Here is a 22,417-nt window from a genome sequence, read left to right as displayed (position 1 = left end):
GTCAGGTGTTGGTGGTGGCTCATCGCTGTCGTTCCGGGTGAAATGACAATTGCTGTTTGGTACCAGAGCTTGATGCATCTGGCAACTCACTTGCTGGTACTAAAGCGCTTGAGCTACTTGCCGAGCGCATTGGTCGTTCGATTTTCTAAGGAAAAGAGGCGAGAAGCGAGGACGGACTGCGTCCTTTGGGAACGCTTCGTTTTAGATAAGTGTTGTTACGAATAAAAGAAAGGGTTGGCGTTTGAGCGCCAACCCTTTGTTATTTTTAGCTGAGACAAAGACTTGCAACATCGGCTTAGTCGAATATACCGCAGTAGTTTCTGCGAATCTCTCGGAGCGCAGCGTTCCATATGACGCAGTCCGTTCCCGAATCTCGATTCCCTTTCTTATTCCTCTTCCGCCATAAAGGCTTCAAGCAAGTCATTCAGGAACAGCTTACCTTTCTCGGTAATTTGCCAGTGAGTCTCTGTTTCACTCAGGTAACCCATCTCAAGCGCCCAATCGATAGTCTCTTGAATTGAGCTCAGAGGTAGACCTGTCGTATCGATGTAGTCTTGTTTCGGGCACGCTTCCATTAAGCGGAAACGGTTCATAAAGAACTCAAACGGACGATCTTCATTAGCCACAAGCTGTTCACTATCCAAGTACGGCTTCACCATGTTTTGGTATGCCATCAGATAGCCACGTGGGTGTTTGACCTTAGTGGTACGAACGATGCGACCATCAGCAAAGCTCAGCTTACCGTGTGAGCCACAACCAATGCCAAGATAGTCACCAAAGCGCCAGTAGTTCAGGTTGTGCTGACACTGATAGCCCGGCTTGCTGTAACCTGAAATCTCGTATTGAACGTAACCTGCCGCAGCAAGCTTCTCATGTCCTTGCTCGAAGATATCCCACAAGTCATCGTCATCTGGCAAAGTCGGTGGCTTGTAGTAGAACATGGTGTTTGGTTCGATGGTCAGCTGATACCAAGATAGGTGCGGCGGCGCCAACTCAATCGCTTTGTCCAAATCTGCTAAGGCTTGTTCGATGCTTTGATCAGGCAAACCGTGCATGAGATCGAGGTTAAAGCTGTTCAAACCGATTTGGTGCGCCAGCTTAGCAGCATTGACGGCTTCGTCTTGACCGTGAATGCGCCCCAAACGCTCAAGCTTCTGTTGTTCAAAGCTTTGCACGCCGATAGAGATTCGCGTTACACCAGCCTTGCGGTAGCCAACAAAACGCTCAGCTTCAATGGTGCCTGGGTTAGCTTCCATGGTGATTTCGATTTCAGGCTTGAACGGAATACGCGCTTCAATGCCTTTAAGTAGACGCTCGATGCCTTCTGCCGAAATCAAGCTCGGCGTACCACCACCAATGAAGATTGAATGCAGTGGACGTGGCGCTTCGTTAAGACGGTATTTCTCAATGTCGGTATCCAAATCTTCAAGAAGGGCATTGATGTACTCTTCTTCTGGGATCTCGGCTTTAAGTGCGTGAGAGTTAAAGTCGCAATATGGGCACTTTTGTACACACCACGGGATGTGTACATACAAGCTCAGTGCAGGGGGCGTTAACATGGTCTAATTCGCTCGTGATTACTGAGACACTTGCTCAGACAGTTGAGCAAACAACGACTTGAGTGCTTTACCGCGGTGAGACAGTTGTTTTTTACGCGCTGGCTCAAGTTCGGCTGACGCGCAGTTATCTTCTGGAACGAAGAAGATTGGGTCGTAGCCAAAGCCATTTTCACCGTGTGCTTCAGTGAGAATGCGACCTTCCCACTTACCGTGACAAACGATAGGGGTTGGGTCGTTCTCGTGACGCATCAAAACCAATACGCAGTGGAAACGAGCGGTGCGCTCTGCTTCTGGTACGCCTTCCATTGCTTTAAGCAGCTTCTCTAGGTTCTCTTGGTCAGAGGCTTTTTCACCTGCATAGCGTGCAGAGTAAATGCCCGGAGCGCCTTTCAAGAAATCAACTTCTAAGCCAGAGTCGTCGGCAATCGCAGGAAGCCCCGTTTCTTGTGCTGCATGGCGAGCTTTGATGATCGCGTTTTCGATGAAAGTGGTGCCAGTTTCTGCTACTTCAGATACGTTGAATTCACTTTGCGCCAATACTTCAAAACCGAAGTCAGACAGCAGATCTGCCATCTCACGAACTTTGCCTTGGTTGCCTGTTGCTAGCACTATCTTTTTCATGGTCGTCTCTTTCTGTAGCGATAAAGGGAGAACGCAGTGTTCTCCCTGATTAAATTGGTTCTAGGGTCTGTTGACCTTTCGCTGCAAAAATCAGCTCGAAAGGTAAACAAACCCTAAGGCTATGATGTTCTAAAAGCTTTTAGATCATTACAACCTAATTACTCTTCGACATAAAATTTCTGGGTGAATTTAAGCTTACCTGAGCCTTTGTTTCCAGCTTTAACGTCAATATCGAAGGTAAAAGTTTCTTCGTTAGTAATACCGAGCTCTGCTAGGTAGTAAATCGCATCGCCTTCTTTCACTTCACGGAAGGTGAGCTTTTGCGTTTGACCGATAAGGTTCTTCGCCTGACCACTGATTTTAGCTTCAACGGCAGGTTTACCCAGAGAGGCACTGTCGAGAACACTGATGTTCAGTACGGCATTGTAGCCATTACGCTTGATGTCGTAGCTACGGGCGATCTTGGGAGTTAAAAAGGTCGAGTTAAACGCGATGTAGTGGACCTCGATGTCTTTCATGGTTTTGAACTGACCTGCCATGCTTGGTAAAGACAACAGGCTGATCAGTAGGGCGGTAATCCATTTGCTCATTATCACTTCCTCGAATCGGGCGTTTTATTATTGGTACGAATTTCGTAAATAAAAAGCCATCAAATGATGGCTTTAATTTCTGTTGGTATTTGTACTGGGGATTCTATCCGAATTTGTTTATGACGTCCCAGTTCACCTTTTTCTATGTGAACCAAACCTTTAGCAACTTTAAATTGTTTGGCTAAAAATTTGGTTAGGTGCGCATTCGCTTTTCCATCAACAGGCGGTGCGGTGATGGCAATTTTGAGTTCTTCACCATGTAAGCCGACGATCTTGTCGCGGCTTGCTTTTGGTTGGATGTAGAGCCGAAGCACTACATCCTCGCCATCATGCCAAACTGCTTCTGACATTATAGTTGATACCAGATAGGACCAATCATGTCGCCCATTAGGAAGTTAGCGAATTGCAGGCCGATGAACAGTACTAGTACGCTTAAGTCGAAGCCACCCATTGCAGGGATGATGCGACGGATTGGCGCTAGCATTGGTTCTGTTAGTTGGTGGAACACGTACTCGATAGGGCTGCGACCTTGACTAACCCAGCTTAGGATTGCGCGGATCAGTAGTACCCAGAACAACAAGCCACCTGCGGCTTTAACCAGCGATAGTAAACCTAGGAATAGGAAATCAGCACTGAAAGAAACTGAACCACTTGAAGCAATTAGGATCAGAGCAACAAACTTAAGCACACACAGCACGTAAGCGAACAGTACCGTCGCTAAGTCGATGCTACCGATGGATGGGATCACGCGGCGCAGCGGTCCTACAATCGGTTGAGTTGCTTTGACAATAAACTGCGAGAATGGGTTGTAGAAATCTGCCCGTGCAGCCTGCAACCAAATACGTAAAATCACGACCATGATGTACAGGTCAAATAGGGTTGAGATTAGAAAACTCATTGAATTCATAAGGTACCCTTAACAAGTAAGTGAGTGACACAGAGTGGGTATCACTCAAGTCATTAAAACAGTTTTTCCATTTCTTCAGCGCGAGCAACTGCAGCTTGCATTGCTTTCGCCACAATATCAGGCAGTTGGTACTCGTTGAACGTACGTAGTGCTTCTGCTGTCGTGCCGCCTTTTGATGTCACGTTCTCACGCAGTGTAGAAAGCTCAGTTTCTGGGTTTTCTACCACCATGCTTGCTGCACCAAGCGCGGATTGTTGAACTAACGTGCGAGCAGTGTCTTTATCGAAGCCTTGAGCAATCGCTTCTGCTTGCATCGCTTCCATAAACAGGAAGAAGTAAGCTGGTGCACTGCCTGCCGCTGCTATCACGTTGTTGATGCCAGACTCTTTTTCAACCCAACATACCTTACCGCAGGCTTGCATTAGCTCTGCCGCGAAGGCTCTATCTTGTTCTTGCACATGTTCAGGAGCATAAAGCCCACTCATGCCTAGACCAAGTTGCGATGGCGTGTTTGGCATCACGCGAACCAAGTTCAGCTTAGCTGCTAGCATGTCATCCAAACGTGAACAGTTTATGCCTGCCGCGATGGAGATAACCAGTTTGTCACTGAAGTCGATAGATTGCAGTGGTTTACAAACGCCTTCCATCATTTGTGGTTTTACAGACAATACCACAACATCCGCTTCTGACGCGGCTGCGATGTTATCGCTGGTGGTGCGGATACCAAAGTCTTGCTCAAGAGGTTGGCGACGCGTGTCAGATGGTGCGGTCGCAACGATGTTCTGTGCAGGGTAGCCATTTGCTACAAGGCCAGAAACAATCGCTCGCACCATGTTTCCCGCGCCGATAAAGGCAATCTTTTTATGTTCCATATGTCTGATTTCCAAATATAAATTCTTACAATTTGTTGTGCGCTCAGGTGTATAATTGCACCACATTGCTCTGACTGCCGAAAGAGAAGGCAGTCAGACTCAAATTCGCAGTGTCTGACAACGAGTCGCTTTTATTGCTGTTTGCTGTAGTCGCGCGCGCCAAAGATCGCCGTGCCGATGCGCACCATGGTGCTACCTGCTTCGATTGCTGCATCCATGTCACCGCTCATCCCCATGGACAGTGTGTCGACATCTGGGTATTGCTGAGCTAGCTTTTGCTTTAGCTCCTCAAGTTGTTTGAATGCACGAAGTTGTGACTCGTAATCAGGCACGTTAGCAGGAATTGACATCAACCCTCTTAACGTGAGGTTTGGCAGGCGAGAAATCAACTCAGCTAGCTCGAATATTTCTGCATCGGCGACACCAGATTTTGATTCTTCACCACTGGTGTTAACTTGAATCAGAACTTGTAGCGGTTTTAGTTCACTAGGGCGCTGATCATTGAGACGTTGAGCGATCTTAGCGCGATCAATGGTGTGAACCCAATCGAAATGTTCAGCGACAGGGCGTGATTTATTGGATTGAATTGGACCAATGAAGTGCCATTCGATTCGATTATCTGGATAATGCTCGGCAAAGTGCTGAACTTTACTGACGCCCTCTTGGACGTAGTTTTCACCAAATGCTATTTGACCAGCTTGGTAAGCTTCGAGAATTGCCTCGACAGGTTTAGTTTTGCTTACTGCTAGAAGTTGCACTGACTCTGGAGAACGACCGCACTTTTGTTCGTCGTGTCGAATTTGAGAGGTGATATGTTCAATGTTTTGTTGAATACTACTCATAGCTGTACTTTAGACTTAAGGATTTTAAATGGATATCACTGAGTTACTGGATTTTAGTGTAAAACATAATGCTTCGGATCTACATCTTTCTGCAGGTGTACCACCAATGGTTCGTATTGATGGTGATGTGAGAAAACTGGGCATTCCAGCGTTTACACACCAAGAAGTGCATCGTTTGGTTTTTGAAATCATGAACGATGCGCAGCGCAGTGAGTTCGAAGAAAAACTCGAAGTCGACTTCTCATTTGAATTGCATAACGTTGGCCGTTTTCGTGTCAACGCCTTCAACCAATCTCGCGGTTGTGCGGCTGTGTTCCGTACCATCCCAAGTAGCATCCCAACACTGGAAGAGCTAGAAGCCCCAGAGATCTTCAGAAAGATCGCCAATGCCGAAAAAGGTTTGGTACTGGTTACCGGCCCAACAGGTTCTGGTAAATCGACTACCTTGGCTGCCATTGTTGACTACATTAACCGTAATCACAATAAGCATGTCCTAACAATTGAAGATCCGATTGAATTTGTTCACACCAACAATAAGTGTCTGATCAACCAACGTGAAGTACACCGTGATACACACAGCTTCCAAAACGCACTGCGCAGCGCATTGCGTGAAGACCCGGATGTAATTCTAGTTGGTGAGATGCGTGATAAAGAGACCATCAGTTTGGCGCTGACAGCCGCTGAAACGGGCCACCTTGTTTTCGGTACGCTGCACACTAGCTCAGCAGCGAAAACCATCGACCGTATCATTGACGTCTTCCCTGGTAGTGACAAAGACATGGTGCGTTCGATGCTGTCTGAATCATTGCGTTCGGTTATCGCGCAAAAACTATTAAAACGTAACGGCGGCGGTCGTATTGCCTGTCATGAAATCATGATGGCGACACCAGCGATCCGTAACCTTATTCGAGAAGATAAAGTCGCACAGATGTATTCAATCATTCAAACTGGTGCGGCGCACGGTATGCAAACCATGGAGCAAAACGCTCGTCAACTGATGGCGCAAGGTATGGTTACTCGTGAAGAAGTGGATAAGAAAATCGAAATTGAAGCGCAGCAATTCTCGTAATAGACATCTTGATAAAATGAAGACGGATAATGGACCTGAATAAATTTCTCGAAGGCATGCTGGCGTTAAAAGCGTCGGATCTCTATATCACTGTTGGTGCACCGATCTTGTTTCGTGTCGATGGCGAACTGCGCCCGCAAGGCGATAAGTTGACTGAAAATGACGTCGCCTTGTTGCTTGACAGCGCGATGGACCCAGAGCGACGTCAGGAGTTTCGCAAAAGCCGTGAGTCTAACTTTGCCATTGTCCGTGATTGTGGTCGCTTCCGTGTTAGTGCCTTTTTCCAACGTGAATTGCCGGGAGCAGTCATTCGTCGTATTGAAACCAATATTCCGACGTTTGAGCAACTCAAGTTACCTTTGGTGCTGCAAGATCTTGCCATTGCCAAGCGTGGTTTAGTACTGGTAGTTGGTGCAACTGGTTCTGGTAAGTCGACCACCATGGCGGCGATGACGGGCTATCGAAACAACAACAAAACTGGCCATATCCTGACGGTAGAAGACCCGATTGAATTTGTGCACGAGCATAAGCGTTGTATCGTGACACAGCGTGAAGTGGGTCTAGACACCGACAGCTATGAGGTGGCGTTGAAAAACTCGTTACGTCAGGCTCCAGACATGATTTTGATTGGTGAGATCCGTAGCCGAGAAACGATGGAATACGCAATGACCTTTGCTGAGACAGGTCACTTGTGTATGGCGACACTGCACGCCAACAATGCAAACCAAGCGCTTGAGCGTATTTTGCACCTAGTGCCAAAAGATCAGAAAGATCAGTTCCTGTTTGATCTGTCGATGAACTTAAAAGGTGTGGTAGGTCAGCAGTTGATCCGCGATAAAAACGGTCAAGGACGTCATGGCGTGTTTGAAATCTTATTAAACAGCCCGCGTGTTTCTGATCTGATCCGTCGAGGTGATCTGCATGAGTTGAAATCGACCATGGCTCGCTCTAACGAATTTGGGATGTTGACTTTCGACCAATCGCTCTACAAATTGGTGATGCAAGGTAAGATCAGCGAAGAAGATGCATTGCACAGTGCGGATTCAGCCAACGATCTGCGTTTGATGTTGAAGACGCAACGCGGTGAAGCCTTCTCTACAGGCACGCTGGCGAACGTTAAGATCGATATGGATTAATCTACTCCAGAAATGAAGAAGGTTGGTAGAAGCCAACCTTTTTTTATTTACGCTTGAAATGTCTACTCACCCCAAAGGTTTTCAAACCAGCTCTCAAGAATCACCACCGCGGATTGGCAGTCGATATTGCCTTTCGATAGCGCTTTGTAGCCACCCATACTGAACAGCTCTGCGCGTGCTTCTGCCGTTGATAGGCGTTCATCATGCAATTCAACGGGCAAACCGTAACGACCTTGGAGACGATTGGCGAACTTCTTTGCTCGTGGTGTAATGGTTTCTAGATCTTTACCGTGTAAGTCTGTCGGCAAACCCACCACTAATAGGTCTGGTTGCCACTCTTTAATTTGCTTTTCGATGTCATCCCAGTTTGGAATGCCGTCATTCGCTTTGAATGCTTTTAGCGGTGAGGCTGTGCCTGTGACTTCTTGCCCGATGGCACTACCAATGCTCTTGGTACCGAAATCGAAGGCCATGATTGTACGTGACATAAGGAGTCTCGAATCTAAATAAATGAAAGTAGTGGTTGTTTACGCCTTTAAGCGTGGCCAGCATCCGCAGACAGTTGACTCGGATCGATGCCAAGCTTCTCGACTGCTTTTTTCCAGCGATCGATAATCGGTGTATCGAAAATGATCTCAGGCGTCGCTTCGATGGTCAGCCAAGAATTCTCAGCCAACTCGGTTTCTAACTGACCCGCACTCCAGCCTGAGTATCCCAGTGCTACCAAATAGTCGCTGGGTTCAGCTTCTGTCCCCAGTACTGACAAGATGTCTTTAGAGGTAGTCACCGCCAGTTCGTCGGTCATTTGAATGCTTGATTCGTAGTAGTCTTTTGGCTTGTGCAGGATAAAACCGCGATCTTCAGATACAGGACCGCCGTTGTAAACTGGCCTATCCAAGCTTGCTTCAAACAGTCGAGGGTGCACAGGTTGCACTTCGACTTGATTAAGCATACTACCAACCGTGATATCGACAGGTGCGTTGATCATCAACCCCATAGCGCCTTCTTCGTTGTGTTCACAGACGTAGATAACGCTATTCTGGAAGTAGGGATCTTTCATTCCCGGCATGGCAACTAAGAAGTGGTTTGTGAGGTTCATTCTCATCTCGACCTTATAAGGCTATTAAAATACTTAAGCAAACACCATGTTTTCACCCGTATAGGTATGTGCATGAGTTTGCTTAATTTAATCCGCAACACTCTTTATTAACTGTAATACAGTTTGAGTTATTCGCCTTTTACGCGGCGCTCAATTGCGTCCATTAGCTTGCCAGTGATTGAAATATCAAAAGCCGCTTCGATTTCACGAATACAAGTAGGGCTAGTTACGTTGATTTCTGTAAGCTTGTCGCCAATCACGTCAAGACCAACAAAGATAAGGCCTTTTTCTTTTAGGGTCGGTGCCACTGCTTGAGCGATCTTCATATCAGTTTCACTTAGTGGGCGAGCTTCACCCGTGCCGCCTGCCGCTAGGTTACCACGCGTTTCACCCTTTGCAGGGATACGAGCAAGGCAGTAAGGCATTGGTTCACCATCAACCACTAGGATACGTTTGTCACCATTGCTGATGTCTGGCACGAAGGTTTGTGCCATCGCGTAGTTTTGACCATGGTTCGTTAGCGTCTCAATGATCACAGATACGTTTGGATCGTTCTCTTTAACGCGGAAGATAGATGCGCCGCCCATACCATCAAGTGGTTTTAGGATCACATCACCGTGCTCTTCACGGAAGGCTTTAATCTTTTCTGCTTTACGCGTCACGATAGTGGTTGGCGTTAGCTCTGGGAACCAAGCTGTGAACAGTTTCTCGTTACAGTCGCGTAGGCTCTGCGGTTTGTTAACAATTAGTGCGCCTTGCTCTTCAGCACGCTCCAAGATGTAAGTCGCGTAGATGTATTCAGTATCGAACGGAGGATCTTTACGCATCAGTACCGCATCAAGCTCAGACAGTTCAATAGTCTGCTCTGATTTGAATTCGTACCAGCCGTTTGGATCTTCTTTAAGCTCGACTACTTTAGTATCAGCGATCGCTTTACCTTGGTCTAGGTGCAGATCGTTCATTTCCATGTAATGGATTTCGTAGCCGCGGCGTTGCGCTTCAAGCATCATGGCAAAGCTAGAGTCTTTCTTTATGTTAATGGACGAAATTGGGTCCATTACAATACCGAGTTTGATCATTATTTTTCTCCGTTTAACCAAGATCGCCGAAACGAACTTGTAAGGCTGTAATTGCTGTCAGAGCCGCAGTTTCGGTGCGCAGAACGCGAGGACCGAGTAGCGTCTCTTCAAATTGGTATTCGCGAGTCATATCGATTTCGTCGGAAGATAGACCGCCTTCAGGACCAATCAATAGACGAACTTTTTCAACAGGCGTTGGCAGAGTGTTGATCGAGTACTTCGCACGAGGATGAAGGTTCAGCTTCAAGCCGTCGTACTCTTCTTGGCACCACTCTTCTAGACTCATGATCGGGCGAATTTCAGGTACTACGTTGCGACCACACTGTTCACACGCACTGATCGCAATCTTTTGCCACTGAGCCAGTTTCTTCTCAAAACGTTTTTGGTCTAGTTTCACACCACAACGTTCAGAGATCAGCGGTGTAATCGTATTGACGCCAAGTTCTACCGATTTTTGGATGGTGAATTCCATCTTGTCGCCACGCGAAATAACCTGACCAAGATGAAGATCAAGTGGTGACTCAATGTCGCTCTCTACGCGTTCAGTGATCTCAACCATTACATTCTTTTTGCTGACTTCGCTGATGACTGCTGGGAATTCTGCGCCGCTACCGTCAAACAGTAGGACTTCTTGCCCTTCTTTCATGCGCAGCACGCGACCAATATGGCCGGCAGCATCGTCGCTCAGAGCAATGATGCCAAGTTGTTGAATGGTTTCTGGATGATAAATTCGAGGGATACGCATAGTGTTTCGATTTCCTGCATACGCGAGTGTTTAGACACTAACATGGATGCTTTCCACCGAAAAAACAAGGGGCAAGAGGCGTTTCCATTGCAGTAAATGACAACGCCTCAAACTACGGAGGTGTATCGCGATAATTGCAGGAAGAATTACAGTGCGTGACAAGCCTCTTGAACGAATGGGTTGTGGTTGCCTTGAATCTTAGCAATGCGCTCATCACGCTCACATTCCCACTTGTCAACAGGGTAGGTTTTGTTCCAAGCACTCATTAACTGAGTTTGTTGTTTCGAAAGTTTGAAGCCGTACTCTTTACTCATGTAGAGGTAAGTACGCGCAATTGAACCACGCGCGCGATCGGGCGGCATGACTTTACGCTGCTTAAAGTTAACTTGCATTTCACAACGACCGTAGCTGACGCCGTCCATACCGTTCCACTGACTGAAGTTGTAGTTTGAACGGTCGCCGTTTACCTCACCGATAGCCGGAGTCAGGTTGTGGAGATCAGCTTCCATTGATTTGAAAACTTTGTCGTTTCTTGTGCAGTTTTTGCGTCCACCATTTTGCCAACACTGACGCTGGTGGCCGAATTGCCATGCTGGGACAACGTGCTCCCATTCGATGCGTGATGCGCGCTTTTCTTGCTTACGAACTTGGTAGCCGCATGAAGCAAGATCCGGTACGCCTTTCTTACCTTGCCATTTGATGTCACAACCACAGTAGAAGCTGGTTGGGTGATCGGCGTAAATTTTTACCGCTTCACGCTTAGCCGCAGAGAAAGAGCTTGGAGGTGCAGCCATTGCCGCACTAGAAAGCGCAAGTAGGAATAAAGAGAACAGGTATTTCATGATTAAAGTCTTTATAAAGTATGACTTTATTCATTCTAACACGCATAAATGGGCTTTAGTGATGAGTAAGTTAACAGTAGTTCTAGAAAAGCAGTGCTTTGAGATTGAATGTCTCTCTTTCTGGAACAGAAAAGTGGATGCTCGTGGCGTTAGGAGAGCTGCGTGCCAGTAAAGCTAAGTGGTCGGCGGCATTTTTGGCATGAATACACCGCTTCTTTACGAAGAACTTTGTTATGGCGACGAATCGATAACGGGTAGGTCATACAGTTACATTGGTATTCAAAGGTTTTACCTTGAACAGAGGCCACATCAAAGCTGTGAGTGGTTTTAGCAGGCACTTTAAATACCGCCTCCATGACACCTTGCCACTCTTTTCCGTGTGGGCGAACGCGACCGTAAACTTGGTAGGTAATCAAATGGGCGACTTCGTGAGGAATAACTTCTTGGATAAACGCTTGTGGATTTTCGCTGAACAGTTTGGGATTCAAACGGACTTCATTCAATTGCAAATACGCTTTACCCGCAGCTTTGCCACGCACATTGAAAGTCAGAGAAGGAATAGGAAAAGAACGCTCAAAAGCTTGCTCTGCCATCGCGATGCAATCTGCCATCACTTGCTTGGCTTTGTAGCTCAGTTCTATATCCACGACTCACCCCATTTACTCAATAAAAAAGCCCCCGCGTTTGCGAGGGCCGGATCATAACATCTGTTTTCTAAGGCGTGTGTTTTTTCTTAACAGTCGCGTGGTACGCATGCCATGTACCGTAACCTAGGATTGGCATAGTGAAGAGCATACCAATACCGTATGTCGCAAAGCCGATTAAGATGCCGCCACAAATAATGGCTGCCCATACGATCATCGCAGGAATGTTGGATTTTACAGCGTTGAAGCTGGTGAAAACGGCTGTCATCATATCAACGCGACGTTCCATCATAAGTGGAATTGAGAAAGCGGAAATGCTGAACACCACACATGCCAAGACAAAACCGACCAGAGAACCTATAACCAAAAATGGTAGGAATTCAGTAAGTGGAGCACCTTGCACAGAAGGGTATAGAGCGTGAAGCAGTGCGGCGATTCGCATCCAGAAAATCATACACACTGCGAGCATAACGGCGAATGCCCATTGGGAGGTGGAGTTGCGCCCAATGGCTTTCATTGAATGGAACAAGCTTGGTTTGTGTCCGCGCTCTCTCTCCCAACTTGCGTCATATAAGCCGAGTGCTAGGAATGGGCCGATTAGCATGTAGACAATTAGACTTGGCATCACTACCAAGTGTGTGCCTTGCCATTGCACCAATAACACAATGCCGATCGCGGCCGCCATAAAACAGATGCCATAAAAGGCACTGATGATCGGCATGCGGACAAAGTCATGCAGGCCTAGAGCGAGCCAGTGGAATGGCGCAGAAAGATTCACGGTATTGCATGGAATGGTTCTGGCGTATTCGTTATCTGGAACTTCCTTTCGCTTATTTTGGAAGTCAGATGGATTTACGGTACGAGGCATAACTCCTCCTTGATTTATTCCCACGGTGGCACCTAGGCCATAAAAGATGGTTGGCTGACGTTTTTCATGACTCTGTTTAGCCACGTGAGCCTGCATCACAGCTGTTTACGTTATATACATCGAAAGTGCATTTAACATTATGTTAACTATTGGCGGAGATGGAGCAATTTACAAATAATTGCCGAATTTTTGTTCAAGGAGAAAGAGAAAAAGAATGGACAGGTCTAAAATAAAAAGCCCTCGCCAGAGGCGAGGGCTTTATCGATTCTTGCGTGGCTTGATTACTTGATGCCAGCGAAGTCGCGTAGAAGTTCAGCTTTATCAGTCGCTTCCCATGGGAACTCTTCGCGACCGAAGTGACCGTATGCTGCTGTCTTCTTGTAGATTGGTTGAAGAAGGTTAAGCATTTCTTGTAGACCGTATGGACGTAGGTCGAAGAATTGGCGAACTGCTTCAATGATGATGTCGTGAGATACTTTTTCAGTACCGAACGTTTCAACCATGATAGACGTTGGATCAGCAACACCGATTGCGTAAGAAAGTTGGATTTCACAGCGGTCAGCCATGCCAGCTGCTACGATGTTTTTCGCTACGTAACGTGCTGCGTAAGCTGCAGAGCGGTCTACTTTCGATGGATCTTTACCAGAGAATGCACCACCACCGTGACGAGCTGCGCCGCCGTAAGTATCTACGATGATTTTACGACCAGTTAGACCACAGTCACCCATTGGACCACCGATAACGAAACGACCGGTTGGGTTAATGAAGAAGTTTGTGTCTTTGCTAATCCACTCTGAAGGTAGTACTGGCTTGATGATCTCTTCCATTACTGCTTCACGTAGGTCTGGAGTAGAGATTGAGTCACAGTGTTGAGTTGAAAGAACAACTGCGTCGATACCAACGATCTTACCTTGGTCGTACTGGAACGTTACCTGAGATTTAGCGTCTGGACGCAACCAAGGTAGTGTGCCGTTTTTACGCACTTCCGCTTGTTTTTGAACAAGACGGTGAGAGTAAGTAATTGGAGCTGGCATTAGGATTTCAGTTTCGTTTGTTGCGTAACCGAACATGATGCCTTGGTCGCCCGCGCCTTGCTCTTTAGGATCAGATTTATCAACACCTTGGTTGATGTCTGGAGATTGCTTACCGATGGTGTTTAGAACTGCACACGAGTTTGCGTCGAAGCCCATGTCAGAATGAACATAGCCGATCTCACGTACTGTTTCACGAGTCAATTCTTCAATATCAACCCATGCAGAAGTCGTGATCTCACCACCAACCATTACCATGCCGGTTTTTACGTAAGTTTCACAAGCAACGCGTGCTTTTGGGTCTTGCTCAAGGATTGCATCAAGAACTGCGTCAGAGATTTGGTCTGCGATTTTATCTGGATGACCTTCTGATACTGACTCAGAAGTGAACAGGTGCTTAGCCATGATAGCTCCAATCTTTAGGTTTACTCATGGCTAACTAACGCAAGCTTGCCACGAAAAATACAATACAGTTTGTAGGTGTTTCTACATCTAGACGTCTATTTTAATTTCCCACGGTCGAATTACAAGCTCTTTTTCGATTTGAATTCGTCTAGCTTATTACCCAATCGTTTGCTTTTGATGGGGTGAATTTTTAATAAATTCACCAGTAACTGCAAAAAGATTGAGTTAAAACCGCAAAAATGGTGAGTAAAACGTTTGCAGTCAGATTTTGGCTTTGAGAGAATATTGCCCGCACTTTTATACTCAGCTCGCTAGATGAAAGTGCCCACATTCCTTTATCAATTCGCTTAATGCACTCAGGAGCAGACATGTCTTCTCGTAACGTTCTTTCAAACAAAGAGCTCGCAAATGCAATCCGCGCTCTTAGCATGGATGGTGTTCAACAAGCTAACTCTGGCCACCCAGGCGCACCTATGGGTATGGCTGATATCGCTGAAGTTCTTTGGCGTTCTCACCTAAACCACAACCCAGCTAACCCAGAGTGGGCTGACCGCGACCGTTTCGTACTGTCTAACGGTCACGGCTCTATGCTGATTTACTCTCTACTGCACCTGAGCGGTTACGAGCTGTCTATCGACGATCTTAAGAACTTCCGCCAGCTTCACTCTAAGACTCCTGGTCACCCAGAGTACGGCTACGCACCTGGTATCGAGACAACAACAGGTCCTCTAGGTCAAGGCATTACTAACGCTGTTGGTATGGCTATGGCTGAGAAAGCGCTAGCAGCTCAGTTCAACAAAGAAGGTCATGACATCGTTGACCACTTCACTTACGTGTTTATGGGCGACGGCTGTCTGATGGAAGGCATCTCGCACGAGGCATGTTCTCTTGCTGGTACACTAGGCCTTGGTAAACTGATCGCATTCTGGGATGACAACGGTATCTCTATCGATGGTCACGTTGAAGGTTGGTTCTCTGACGATACACCTAAGCGTTTTGAATCTTACGGCTGGCACGTAATCCCTGCTGTAGATGGTCACGACTCTGAAGCGATCAACGCAGCAATCATCGCTGCGAAAGCAGACCCTCGTCCAACACTTATCTGTACTAAAACTATCATCGGCTTTGGTTCACCAAACAAATCTGGTTCACACGATTGTCACGGTGCACCATTAGGTGCTGAAGAAATCGCAGCAGCGCGTGAATTCCTAGGTTGGGAACACCCAGCATTTGAAATCCCTGCAGACGTATACGCTGAGTGGGATGCTAAAGCGGCAGGTTCTGAGAAAGAAGCAGCTTGGAACGCAAAGTTTGAAGCATACGCAGCGGCTTACCCAGCTGAAGCAGCAGAGCTTAAGCGTCGTCTAAACGGCGAACTTCCTGCAGAATGGGAAGAGAAAGCAACTCAAATCATTGCTGATCTTCAAGCAAACCCAGCGAACATCGCGTCACGTAAAGCATCTCAAAACGCACTAGAAGCGTTTGGTCAAATGCTTCCAGAATTCATGGGTGGCTCAGCTGACCTAGCACCTTCTAACCTGACTATGTGGTCTGGCTCTAAGTCTCTAGAAGCGAACGACTTCTCTGGTAACTACATCCACTACGGTGTACGTGAATTCGGTATGACAGCGATCATGAACGGTATCGCACTACACGGTGGTTTCGTTCCTTACGGCGCGACATTCCTAATGTTCATGGAATACGCACGTAACGCAATGCGTATGGCTGCTCTGATGAAAATTCAGAACATCCAAGTTTACACGCACGACTCTATCGGTCTTGGCGAAGATGGTCCAACTCACCAACCAGTTGAGCAAATCGCGTCTCTACGTCTGACTCCAAACATGAGCACATGGCGTCCATGTGACCAAGTTGAGTCTGCGGTAGCTTGGAAACTAGCAATTGAACGTAAAGATGGTCCATCAGCACTTATCTTCTCTCGTCAAAACCTAGCACAACAAGAGCGTACTGCTGAGCAAGTTGCAGACATCGCAAAAGGTGGTTACATCCTGAAAGACAGCGATGGTAAACCTGAGCTAATCCTAATCGCGACTGGTTCAGAAGTTGAGCTAGCTGTGAAAGCGGCTGAGCAACTAACCGCTGAAGGTAAGAAAGTACGTGTTGTTTCAATGCCATCAACAGATGCATTCGACAAACAAGACGCGGCTTACCGTGAATCAGTACTGCCATCAGACGTAACGGCACGTATCGCTGTAGAAGCGGGCATTGCAGACTTCTGGTACAAGTACGTTGGCTTCGACGGTCGTATCATCGGTATGACAACGTTTGGTGAATCTGCGCCAGCTGACCAACTGTTCGAAATGTTTGGTTTCACTGTAGAAAACGTAGTGAATACAGCAAAAGAACTATTAGCGTAATTTAGCGCTAGAAATGAAAAACCGAGCGTTAGTGCTCGGTTTTTTTGTGCCTATTCAAATTCGTTTCCCCAGTTATCCTTCTCTTTGTGTCCACATTCCTTACAAGTGACATAACGATCCATATCGTAATAGTGACCGCCGTTTATCAGGGTATGAGCCCAAAGTTTTAAGGTTCCAAGAATCGATTTATCCGTATCGTAACTGCTTGGTTTACGGACCAGCACCTCTGAGTGTGGTGTTTCTCTATTGCATCGCTTGCAAAAGTGAGCAGCGGGAAAACCTGACATACGCGTTTCCTTTTGGTGGTCAAACAAGGAGTTAAAGTGCCAAGCGAAACATGCGGTGTCAGAAATTAATATATTAGTGCAGTGAATGTTTCGTGAAGTGAAAAGATAGTTTACCGCGAGTGAGATCACTTACTTAATGCGTTCAGTCTGCGTATCAGGTACTATCTGTGCCACGAATTTTTAGTGAGGCGAAGGATAAATGCTAAAGGTTGCGATCAATGGATTTGGGCGTATCGGTCGTAATGTACTGCGAGCAGTATATGAGAGTGGTAAGCACCAACAGATTAAGGTTGTGGCGGTAAATGAGCTGGCACAGCCAGAAGCGATGGCTCATCTTCTTCAATATGACACCAGCCATGGCCGCTTTGGAAAGAAAATCTCTCATGATCAACAGCACCTTTTTGTTCACCATGACAGTGGCGAGTTTGACCCCATCCGTATCCTTCACCTTGCTGAGATTGAATTATTACCATGGCGTGACCTCGAAGTTGATATTGTTCTCGACTGTACTGGTGTCTTCGGCTCACAAGCAGATGGCCAAGCCCACATTGAAGCTGGCGCTCAAAAAGTACTGTTTTCACACCCTGGTGCGAGCGATCTCGATAACACCATTATTTACGGTGTGAACCACGAAACTCTGAAAGACGAACACCGCGTGGTGTCCAATGGTTCATGTACCACCAACTGCATCGTTCCAATCATCAAAGTCTTGGATGAAGCCTTCGGCATTGAGTCTGGCACCATCACAACCATTCATTCTTCAATGAACGATCAGCAAGTTATCGATGCTTACCATAATGATTTGCGTCGCACGCGCGCGGCCAGTCAATCCATCATTCCAGTTGATACCAAGTTGCATAAGGGGATTGAAAGAATCTTCCCGAAATTTTCCAACAAATTTGAAGCAATTTCGGTTCGAGTACCAACTGTAAACGTCACGGCGATGGATTTAAGTGTCACAATTAGTACAAATGTGAAAGTTAATGACGTAAATCAAACCATTGTTAACGCATCTCAGTGTACATTACGTAACATTGTTGACTATACTGAATCGCCACTCGTTTCTATCGACTTTAACCACGATCCCCATAGTGCAATTGTGGATGGAACTCAGACCAGAGTGAGTAATGGGCAACTCGTAAAAATGCTCGTTTGGTGCGATAACGAATGGGGCTTTGCTAACCGGATGCTGGATACCGCCTTAGCAATGCAAGCTTCTTCACAAGTGGAGCAATAAGAGTGAAGTAGCGATGGAGAAAATTTTTATTTTAGACCTTGAAATAAATTTGACGTATCTCCATATCAATAACCAGTTTGAAGAATTAACGGGCTTGGCAGGATTGCCGGGTTTTTAAAAACTTTAATTATTTAATATTTGAGAGGACACATCATGTCTGTAATCAAGATGACTGACCTGGATCTTGCAGGTAAACGTGTATTTATCCGTGCTGACCTAAACGTGCCAGTAAAAGACGGTAAAGTAACTTCTGATGCACGTATCATCGCATCTCTTCCAACTATCAAGCACTGTCTAGAAGCAGGCGCTAAAGTAATGGTTACTTCTCACCTAGGTCGCCCAACTGAAGGTGAATACGCTGAAGAGTTCTCTCTACAACCTGTAGTTAACTACCTAAACGACGCACTAGATTGCGAAGTTAAACTTGCGAAAGACTACCTAAACGGTCTAGAGCTAAACGCTGGTGAACTAGTTGTTCTTGAAAACGTTCGCTTCAACAAAGGCGAGAAGAAAAACGAAGAAGAACTATCTAAGCAATACGCTTCTCTATGTGACATCTTCGTAATGGACGCGTTCGGTACGGCTCACCGTGCACAAGCATCTACTCACGGTGTTGGTATGCATGCAGACGTAGCATGTGCTGGTCCTCTACTAGCGAACGAACTAGAAGCACTAGGCAAAGCAATGGACAAGCCAGCTCGTCCAATGGTTGCTATCGTAGGTGGTTCAAAAGTTTCTACTAAGCTAACTGTTCTTGAGTCTCTATCTAAAATCGCTGACCAACTAGTTGTTGGTGGTGGTATTGCTAACACATTCATCGCAGCTGCTGGTCACAACGTTGGTAAGTCTCTATACGAAGCAGACCTAGTTGAAACAGCTAAGAAGCTAATGGACGAGTGTGCAATTCCAGTAGCAACTGACGTTGCATGTGCGAAAGCATTCGACGAGAACGCAGAAGCTGAAATCAAGCACGTTTCTGAAGTACAAGACGACGATATGATCTTCGACCTTGGTCCAGATTCAACTGCTGAACTAGCAGAAATCCTTAAGAACGCTAAGACTATCCTTTGGAACGGTCCAGTAGGCGTATTCGAATTCAAGAACTTCGAAGCAGGTACTAAAGGTATCTCTGAAGCTATCGCAGCTTCTGAAGGCTTCTCTGTTGCAGGTGGTGGTGACACGCTAGCAGCTATCGACAAGTTCGGTATCAAAGCTGACGTATCTTACATCTCTACTGGCGGCGGTGCTTTCCTTGAGTTCGTAGAAGGTAAAGTACTTCCAGCAGTTGAAATGCTAGAAGCACGCGCTAAGTAATAATCGCAAAGCGGGGGAGTCATCTCCCGCTTTCTTGTTTGCTGCAACGAGAGTGGAACTCTGCTAGAATAGCCTCAGTTGTGAGCAAACGTTTGCAAGATTTTTCAATTTAACAAGTTTTGTTTAAAAAACGACAGATAAATAGGATTACATCCATGTCTAAGATCTTCGACTTCGTAAAACCAGGTGTTATCTCTGGCGATGACGTTCAGAAAGTATTTGAAGTAGCAAAAGAGAACAACTTTGCACTTCCAGCAGTAAACGTTGTTGGTACTGATTCTGTAAACGCTGTACTAGAAGCGGCTGCAAAAGTTAAAGCTCCTGTAGTTGTTCAGTTCTCTAACGGCGGTGCTGCTTTCTTCGCTGGTAAAGGCGTTAAACTTGAAGGTCAAGGTGCTCAAATCCTTGGTGCTGTAGCTGGTGCTAAATACGTTCACGCTGTAGCAGAAGCTTACGGTGTGCCAGTAATCCTACACACTGACCACGCTGCTAAGAAACTTCTACCATGGATCGACGGTCTACTAGACGCTGGTGAAGAATTCTTCGCTCAAACTGGTAAGCCTCTATTCTCTTCTCACATGCTAGACCTTTCTGAAGAGTCTCTAGAAGAGAACATCGAAACATGTGCTAAGTACCTAGAGCGCATGGCTAAAATGAACATGACAATCGAGATCGAACTTGGTTGTACTGGTGGTGAAGAAGACGGCGTTGATAACTCTGATATGGACGCTTCTGAGCTTTACACTTCTCCAGAAGACGTTGCATACGCATACGAGAAACTAAGCGCTGTTTCACACCGCTTCACTATCGCTGCGTCTTTCGGTAACGTACACGGTGTTTACAAGCCAGGTAACGTTGTTCTAACTCCAACTATCCTACGTGACTCTCAAGCATACTGTGCAGAGAAGTTTGGTATTGCACCTAACGCTCTAAACTTCGTATTCCACGGTGGTTCTGGTTCTACTGAAGCAGAAATCCAAGAGTCTATCGGCTACGGTGTTATCAAAATGAACATCGATACTGATACACAGTGGGCTACATGGGATGGTATCCGTGCATACGAAGCGGAAAACCGCGATTACCTACAAGGTCAAATCGGTAACCCAACTGGCGAAGACGCACCAAACAAGAAGTACTACGATCCACGCGTATGGCTACGTGCTGGTCAAGCTTCAATGGTAGCTCGTCTAGAGAAAGCATTTGCTGACCTAAACGCAGTAGACGTACTATAATTCGTCTTAACTGAGTTTCTAAAGACCCGCTCTTAGAGCGGGTTTTTTATGTCTAAACTATGAGACTTCCGACATTCTCCATGTCTGAGCAATTGATAACTAAATCAACTGCTATATGATCACCTCACTTCATATCCCTTCGTTTTTACATAAATTTCGAAACCCGGTCTATTTCGACGCCAAGTAGCATAGAACTAAGCAAAAAGTGTGGCGAAATGTAAAACCTTTGCGTACTCTGTAACAAGCCAATATCAGAAATTTCTGATAAATCTTTGTTTTGCATATCTTTGCGAAACTCTGACTTTGAAAAAATTCAGTTTTGAGATATTGTGCCAAAAATCTGACACTGTTCAGTAAAACAATAGGGATGTTGTTGTAGATAAGAACCTATAAAAAACAAGGTTCATAAGTTAACGGCAATTAGATTTTTATATCTTTATTTTGAGGATACGAATTATGGCAGGTGAATCGATGGGTATCGATACCTCTTTAACAGATGGTTTGAGCAAAGCTGAAACGTGGCTAACCAATAACTCAGATCTTCTTATTCAGTACGGTGTGAACATCATTTCTGCACTACTGATTCTATTTATCGGTAACATGATCGTTAAAGCAGTAGCGAATAGTGTTTCAAAAGTACTTGAAAAGAAAAAGATGGACAAAGCGGTTGTTGAATTTGTCCACGGTCTAGTTCGTTACCTTCTATTTGTTATTGTACTTATCGCGGCACTTGGTCGTGTAGGTGTTCAAACAGCATCTGTAGTTGCAGTAATTGGTGCGGCAGGTCTTGCAGTTGGTCTTGCTCTACAAGGTTCACTTTCTAACTTTGCAGCGGGCGTATTGATTGTTGCATTCCGTCCATTCAAGTCTGGTGACTATGTGGAAATTGGTGGTGTGGCTGGTAGCGTTGAAGCAATTCAAATCTTCCAAACTGTACTAAAAACACCTGACAACAAGATGGTTGTTGTGCCTAACTCATCGGTTATCGGTGGTGCAATCACAAACTACTCACGTCATGAGACTCGCCGCGTTGACTTGGTGATTGGTGTATCTTACAAAGCGGATCTTAAGCAGACTAAGCAAGTGATTCGTGAAACGCTAGAAAAAGACCCTCGTATCCTGAAAGATCCAGACATGACGATTGGTGTGCTAGCACTAGCAGATTCTTCAGTGAACTTCGTGGTTCGTCCATGGTGTAAAACAGCTGACTACTGGGACGTTTACTTCGATTCTACTCTAGCAATCAAAGAAGCGTTGGATGCAGCTGGCATCGAAATTCCATTCCCACAAATGGATGTTCACTTGAACAAAGTAGAAGCTTAATCACTTCGATTGAGAGCATAAAAAAGCGAGGCAATGGCCTTAATGCCGTTCGGATAAGCATTAATGCTTATATCTAAATGGATATTTTGTAGGGACAAAAAGGACTGAACGTGGATACGTTCGGTCCTTTCTTTTATCCGGTAAAATGAAGTGACTTATGCTCTCCCTCATTTGCTTGAGTTTGCTCGGTAGAGTTCCATCAGGACTCAGTGCCAACCAACGTAACTGGGTATCTATTAAGTTTATTGCCGCTGTAAAGCTAACTCTAGTTGGGCTTACATCGGCGTCTTGAGCAATATGAATCATCTCTAGGCGCACCAAATTGTACGCTAGCAGT

23 protein-coding genes and 2 pseudogenes are annotated in these 22,417 nt (G+C 46.0%); 8 read left to right on the top strand and 17 right to left on the bottom strand.

What is annotated here, in order from left to right:
* Nucleotides 1-149, top strand: a pseudogene (locus B853_RS12835) (glutaminase); the annotation flags it as partial.
* Nucleotides 150-386: 237 nt separating this feature from the next.
* On the opposite strand, the gene hemW reads toward B853_RS12835, so the two are convergent.
* The 7 genes from hemW to B853_RS12800 all read right to left on the bottom strand — a co-directional run bounded on the left by hemW (nucleotide 387) and on the right by B853_RS12800 (nucleotide 5,391).
* Nucleotides 387-1,559 carry a radical SAM family heme chaperone HemW gene (gene hemW, locus B853_RS12830; protein WP_038886317.1) on the bottom strand — a complete coding sequence of 391 codons (1,173 nt, stop codon included), beginning with the start codon at nucleotides 1,557-1,559 and terminating at the stop codon, nucleotides 387-389.
* Between the two features lie 18 nt (nucleotides 1,560-1,577).
* Nucleotides 1,578-2,180, bottom strand: a complete 603-nt coding sequence (locus B853_RS12825) for an XTP/dITP diphosphatase (protein ID WP_005436525.1) — start codon at nucleotides 2,178-2,180, stop codon at nucleotides 1,578-1,580.
* 158 nt (nucleotides 2,181-2,338) lie between these two features.
* The gene (locus tag B853_RS12820; protein WP_005425804.1) at nucleotides 2,339-2,770 is read right to left on the bottom strand and encodes a DUF4426 domain-containing protein; all 432 of its coding nucleotides are present in this window, start codon (nucleotides 2,768-2,770) and stop codon (nucleotides 2,339-2,341) included.
* Nucleotides 2,771-2,829: 59 nt separating this feature from the next.
* Complete coding sequence (gene yggU, locus B853_RS12815) at nucleotides 2,830-3,120, bottom strand: DUF167 family protein YggU (RefSeq protein WP_005425805.1); 291 nt, start codon at nucleotides 3,118-3,120, stop codon at nucleotides 2,830-2,832.
* Nucleotides 3,120-3,677, bottom strand: coding sequence for a YggT family protein (locus B853_RS12810; protein ID WP_010450350.1), 558 nt, complete (start codon nucleotides 3,675-3,677; stop codon nucleotides 3,120-3,122). The genes yggU and B853_RS12810 overlap by 1 nt, the downstream gene beginning before the upstream one ends.
* A gap of 53 nt (nucleotides 3,678-3,730) precedes the next feature.
* Nucleotides 3,731-4,549 (bottom strand): pyrroline-5-carboxylate reductase, encoded by an 819-nt coding sequence (gene proC / locus B853_RS12805; protein ID WP_038886319.1) that lies wholly within the window; start codon nucleotides 4,547-4,549, stop codon nucleotides 3,731-3,733.
* A 131-nt stretch (nucleotides 4,550-4,680) separates the two neighbouring features.
* A complete protein-coding gene (locus B853_RS12800) occupies nucleotides 4,681-5,391 on the bottom strand; it encodes a YggS family pyridoxal phosphate-dependent enzyme (protein WP_010450348.1) in 711 nt (236 codons plus the stop codon).
* Nucleotides 5,392-5,419: 28 nt separating this feature from the next.
* Here B853_RS12800 and B853_RS12795 point away from each other — a divergent pair, with 28 nt between their 5' ends.
* Both B853_RS12795 and B853_RS12790 read left to right on the top strand, forming a co-directional pair.
* Entirely contained in the window at nucleotides 5,420-6,460 is a 1,041-nt protein-coding gene (locus B853_RS12795) for a type IV pilus twitching motility protein PilT (protein ID WP_010450347.1), read from the top strand.
* Between the two features lie 29 nt (nucleotides 6,461-6,489).
* A complete protein-coding gene (locus B853_RS12790; RefSeq protein WP_010450346.1) occupies nucleotides 6,490-7,596 on the top strand; it encodes a PilT/PilU family type 4a pilus ATPase in 1,107 nt (368 codons plus the stop codon).
* A 62-nt stretch (nucleotides 7,597-7,658) separates the two neighbouring features.
* On the opposite strand, the gene ruvX is transcribed toward B853_RS12790, so the two are convergent.
* The 8 genes from ruvX to metK form a co-directional block, all read right to left on the bottom strand.
* A complete protein-coding gene (ruvX, locus tag B853_RS12785; RefSeq protein WP_010450345.1) occupies nucleotides 7,659-8,084 on the bottom strand; it encodes a Holliday junction resolvase RuvX in 426 nt (141 codons plus the stop codon).
* 47 nt (nucleotides 8,085-8,131) lie between these two features.
* On the bottom strand, nucleotides 8,132-8,695 hold the full coding sequence (locus B853_RS12780) for a YqgE/AlgH family protein (protein ID WP_010450344.1): 564 nt from the start codon (nucleotides 8,693-8,695) through the stop codon (nucleotides 8,132-8,134).
* 128 nt (nucleotides 8,696-8,823) lie between these two features.
* Entirely contained in the window at nucleotides 8,824-9,774 is a 951-nt protein-coding gene (gene gshB / locus B853_RS12775) for a glutathione synthase (RefSeq protein ID WP_005425823.1), read from the bottom strand.
* Nucleotides 9,775-9,787: 13 nt separating this feature from the next.
* The gene (gene rsmE, locus B853_RS12770; protein ID WP_038886322.1) at nucleotides 9,788-10,519 is read right to left on the bottom strand and encodes a 16S rRNA (uracil(1498)-N(3))-methyltransferase; all 732 of its coding nucleotides are present in this window, start codon (nucleotides 10,517-10,519) and stop codon (nucleotides 9,788-9,790) included.
* A 146-nt stretch (nucleotides 10,520-10,665) separates the two neighbouring features.
* On the bottom strand, nucleotides 10,666-11,361 hold the full coding sequence (gene endA / locus B853_RS12765; protein ID WP_038886324.1) for a deoxyribonuclease I: 696 nt from the start codon (nucleotides 11,359-11,361) through the stop codon (nucleotides 10,666-10,668).
* Between the two features lie 149 nt (nucleotides 11,362-11,510).
* Entirely contained in the window at nucleotides 11,511-12,008 is a 498-nt protein-coding gene (locus B853_RS12760; RefSeq protein WP_038886325.1) for a SprT family zinc-dependent metalloprotease, read from the bottom strand.
* 67 nt (nucleotides 12,009-12,075) lie between these two features.
* Complete coding sequence (locus tag B853_RS12755) at nucleotides 12,076-12,873, bottom strand: DUF2189 domain-containing protein (RefSeq protein ID WP_010450336.1); 798 nt, start codon at nucleotides 12,871-12,873, stop codon at nucleotides 12,076-12,078.
* 281 nt (nucleotides 12,874-13,154) lie between these two features.
* Nucleotides 13,155-14,309, bottom strand: coding sequence for a methionine adenosyltransferase (metK, locus tag B853_RS12750; RefSeq protein WP_010450334.1), 1,155 nt, complete (start codon nucleotides 14,307-14,309; stop codon nucleotides 13,155-13,157).
* Nucleotides 14,310-14,677: 368 nt separating this feature from the next.
* Between metK and tkt the strand changes: the two genes are divergently transcribed.
* Nucleotides 14,678-16,687 carry a transketolase gene (tkt, locus tag B853_RS12745; RefSeq protein ID WP_038886327.1) on the top strand — a complete coding sequence of 670 codons (2,010 nt, stop codon included), beginning with the start codon at nucleotides 14,678-14,680 and terminating at the stop codon, nucleotides 16,685-16,687.
* A 50-nt stretch (nucleotides 16,688-16,737) separates the two neighbouring features.
* Here tkt and B853_RS12740 read toward each other — a convergent pair whose 3' ends face one another.
* Nucleotides 16,738-16,974: a hypothetical protein gene (locus B853_RS12740; RefSeq protein ID WP_010450330.1), complete on the bottom strand. Its 237-nt coding sequence runs from the start codon at nucleotides 16,972-16,974 to the stop codon at nucleotides 16,738-16,740.
* 199 nt (nucleotides 16,975-17,173) lie between these two features.
* On the opposite strand from B853_RS12740, the gene epd reads away from it, so the two are divergent.
* From epd to mscS, 4 genes are all read left to right on the top strand, one after another.
* Entirely contained in the window at nucleotides 17,174-18,211 is a 1,038-nt protein-coding gene (gene epd / locus B853_RS12735; RefSeq protein ID WP_038886328.1) for an erythrose-4-phosphate dehydrogenase, read from the top strand.
* Between the two features lie 153 nt (nucleotides 18,212-18,364).
* Entirely contained in the window at nucleotides 18,365-19,525 is a 1,161-nt protein-coding gene (locus B853_RS12730) for a phosphoglycerate kinase (RefSeq protein WP_005436484.1), read from the top strand.
* Between the two features lie 155 nt (nucleotides 19,526-19,680).
* A complete protein-coding gene (fbaA, locus tag B853_RS12725) occupies nucleotides 19,681-20,757 on the top strand; it encodes a class II fructose-bisphosphate aldolase (protein ID WP_010450326.1) in 1,077 nt (358 codons plus the stop codon).
* Nucleotides 20,758-21,213: 456 nt separating this feature from the next.
* Nucleotides 21,214-22,080: a small-conductance mechanosensitive channel MscS gene (mscS, locus tag B853_RS12720; RefSeq protein ID WP_038886330.1), complete on the top strand. Its 867-nt coding sequence runs from the start codon at nucleotides 21,214-21,216 to the stop codon at nucleotides 22,078-22,080.
* Nucleotides 22,081-22,140: 60 nt separating this feature from the next.
* On the opposite strand, the pseudogene B853_RS12715 reads toward mscS, so the two are convergent.
* Nucleotides 22,141-22,417 (bottom strand): annotated as a pseudogene (locus tag B853_RS12715) (IS4 family transposase); the annotation flags it as partial.

The sequence above is a fragment of the Vibrio rotiferianus CAIM 577 = LMG 21460 genome (assembly GCF_002741985.1).
GTDB lineage: Bacteria > Pseudomonadota > Gammaproteobacteria > Enterobacterales > Vibrionaceae > Vibrio > Vibrio rotiferianus.
This window is presented reverse-complemented; position numbering and strand designations above follow the sequence as displayed.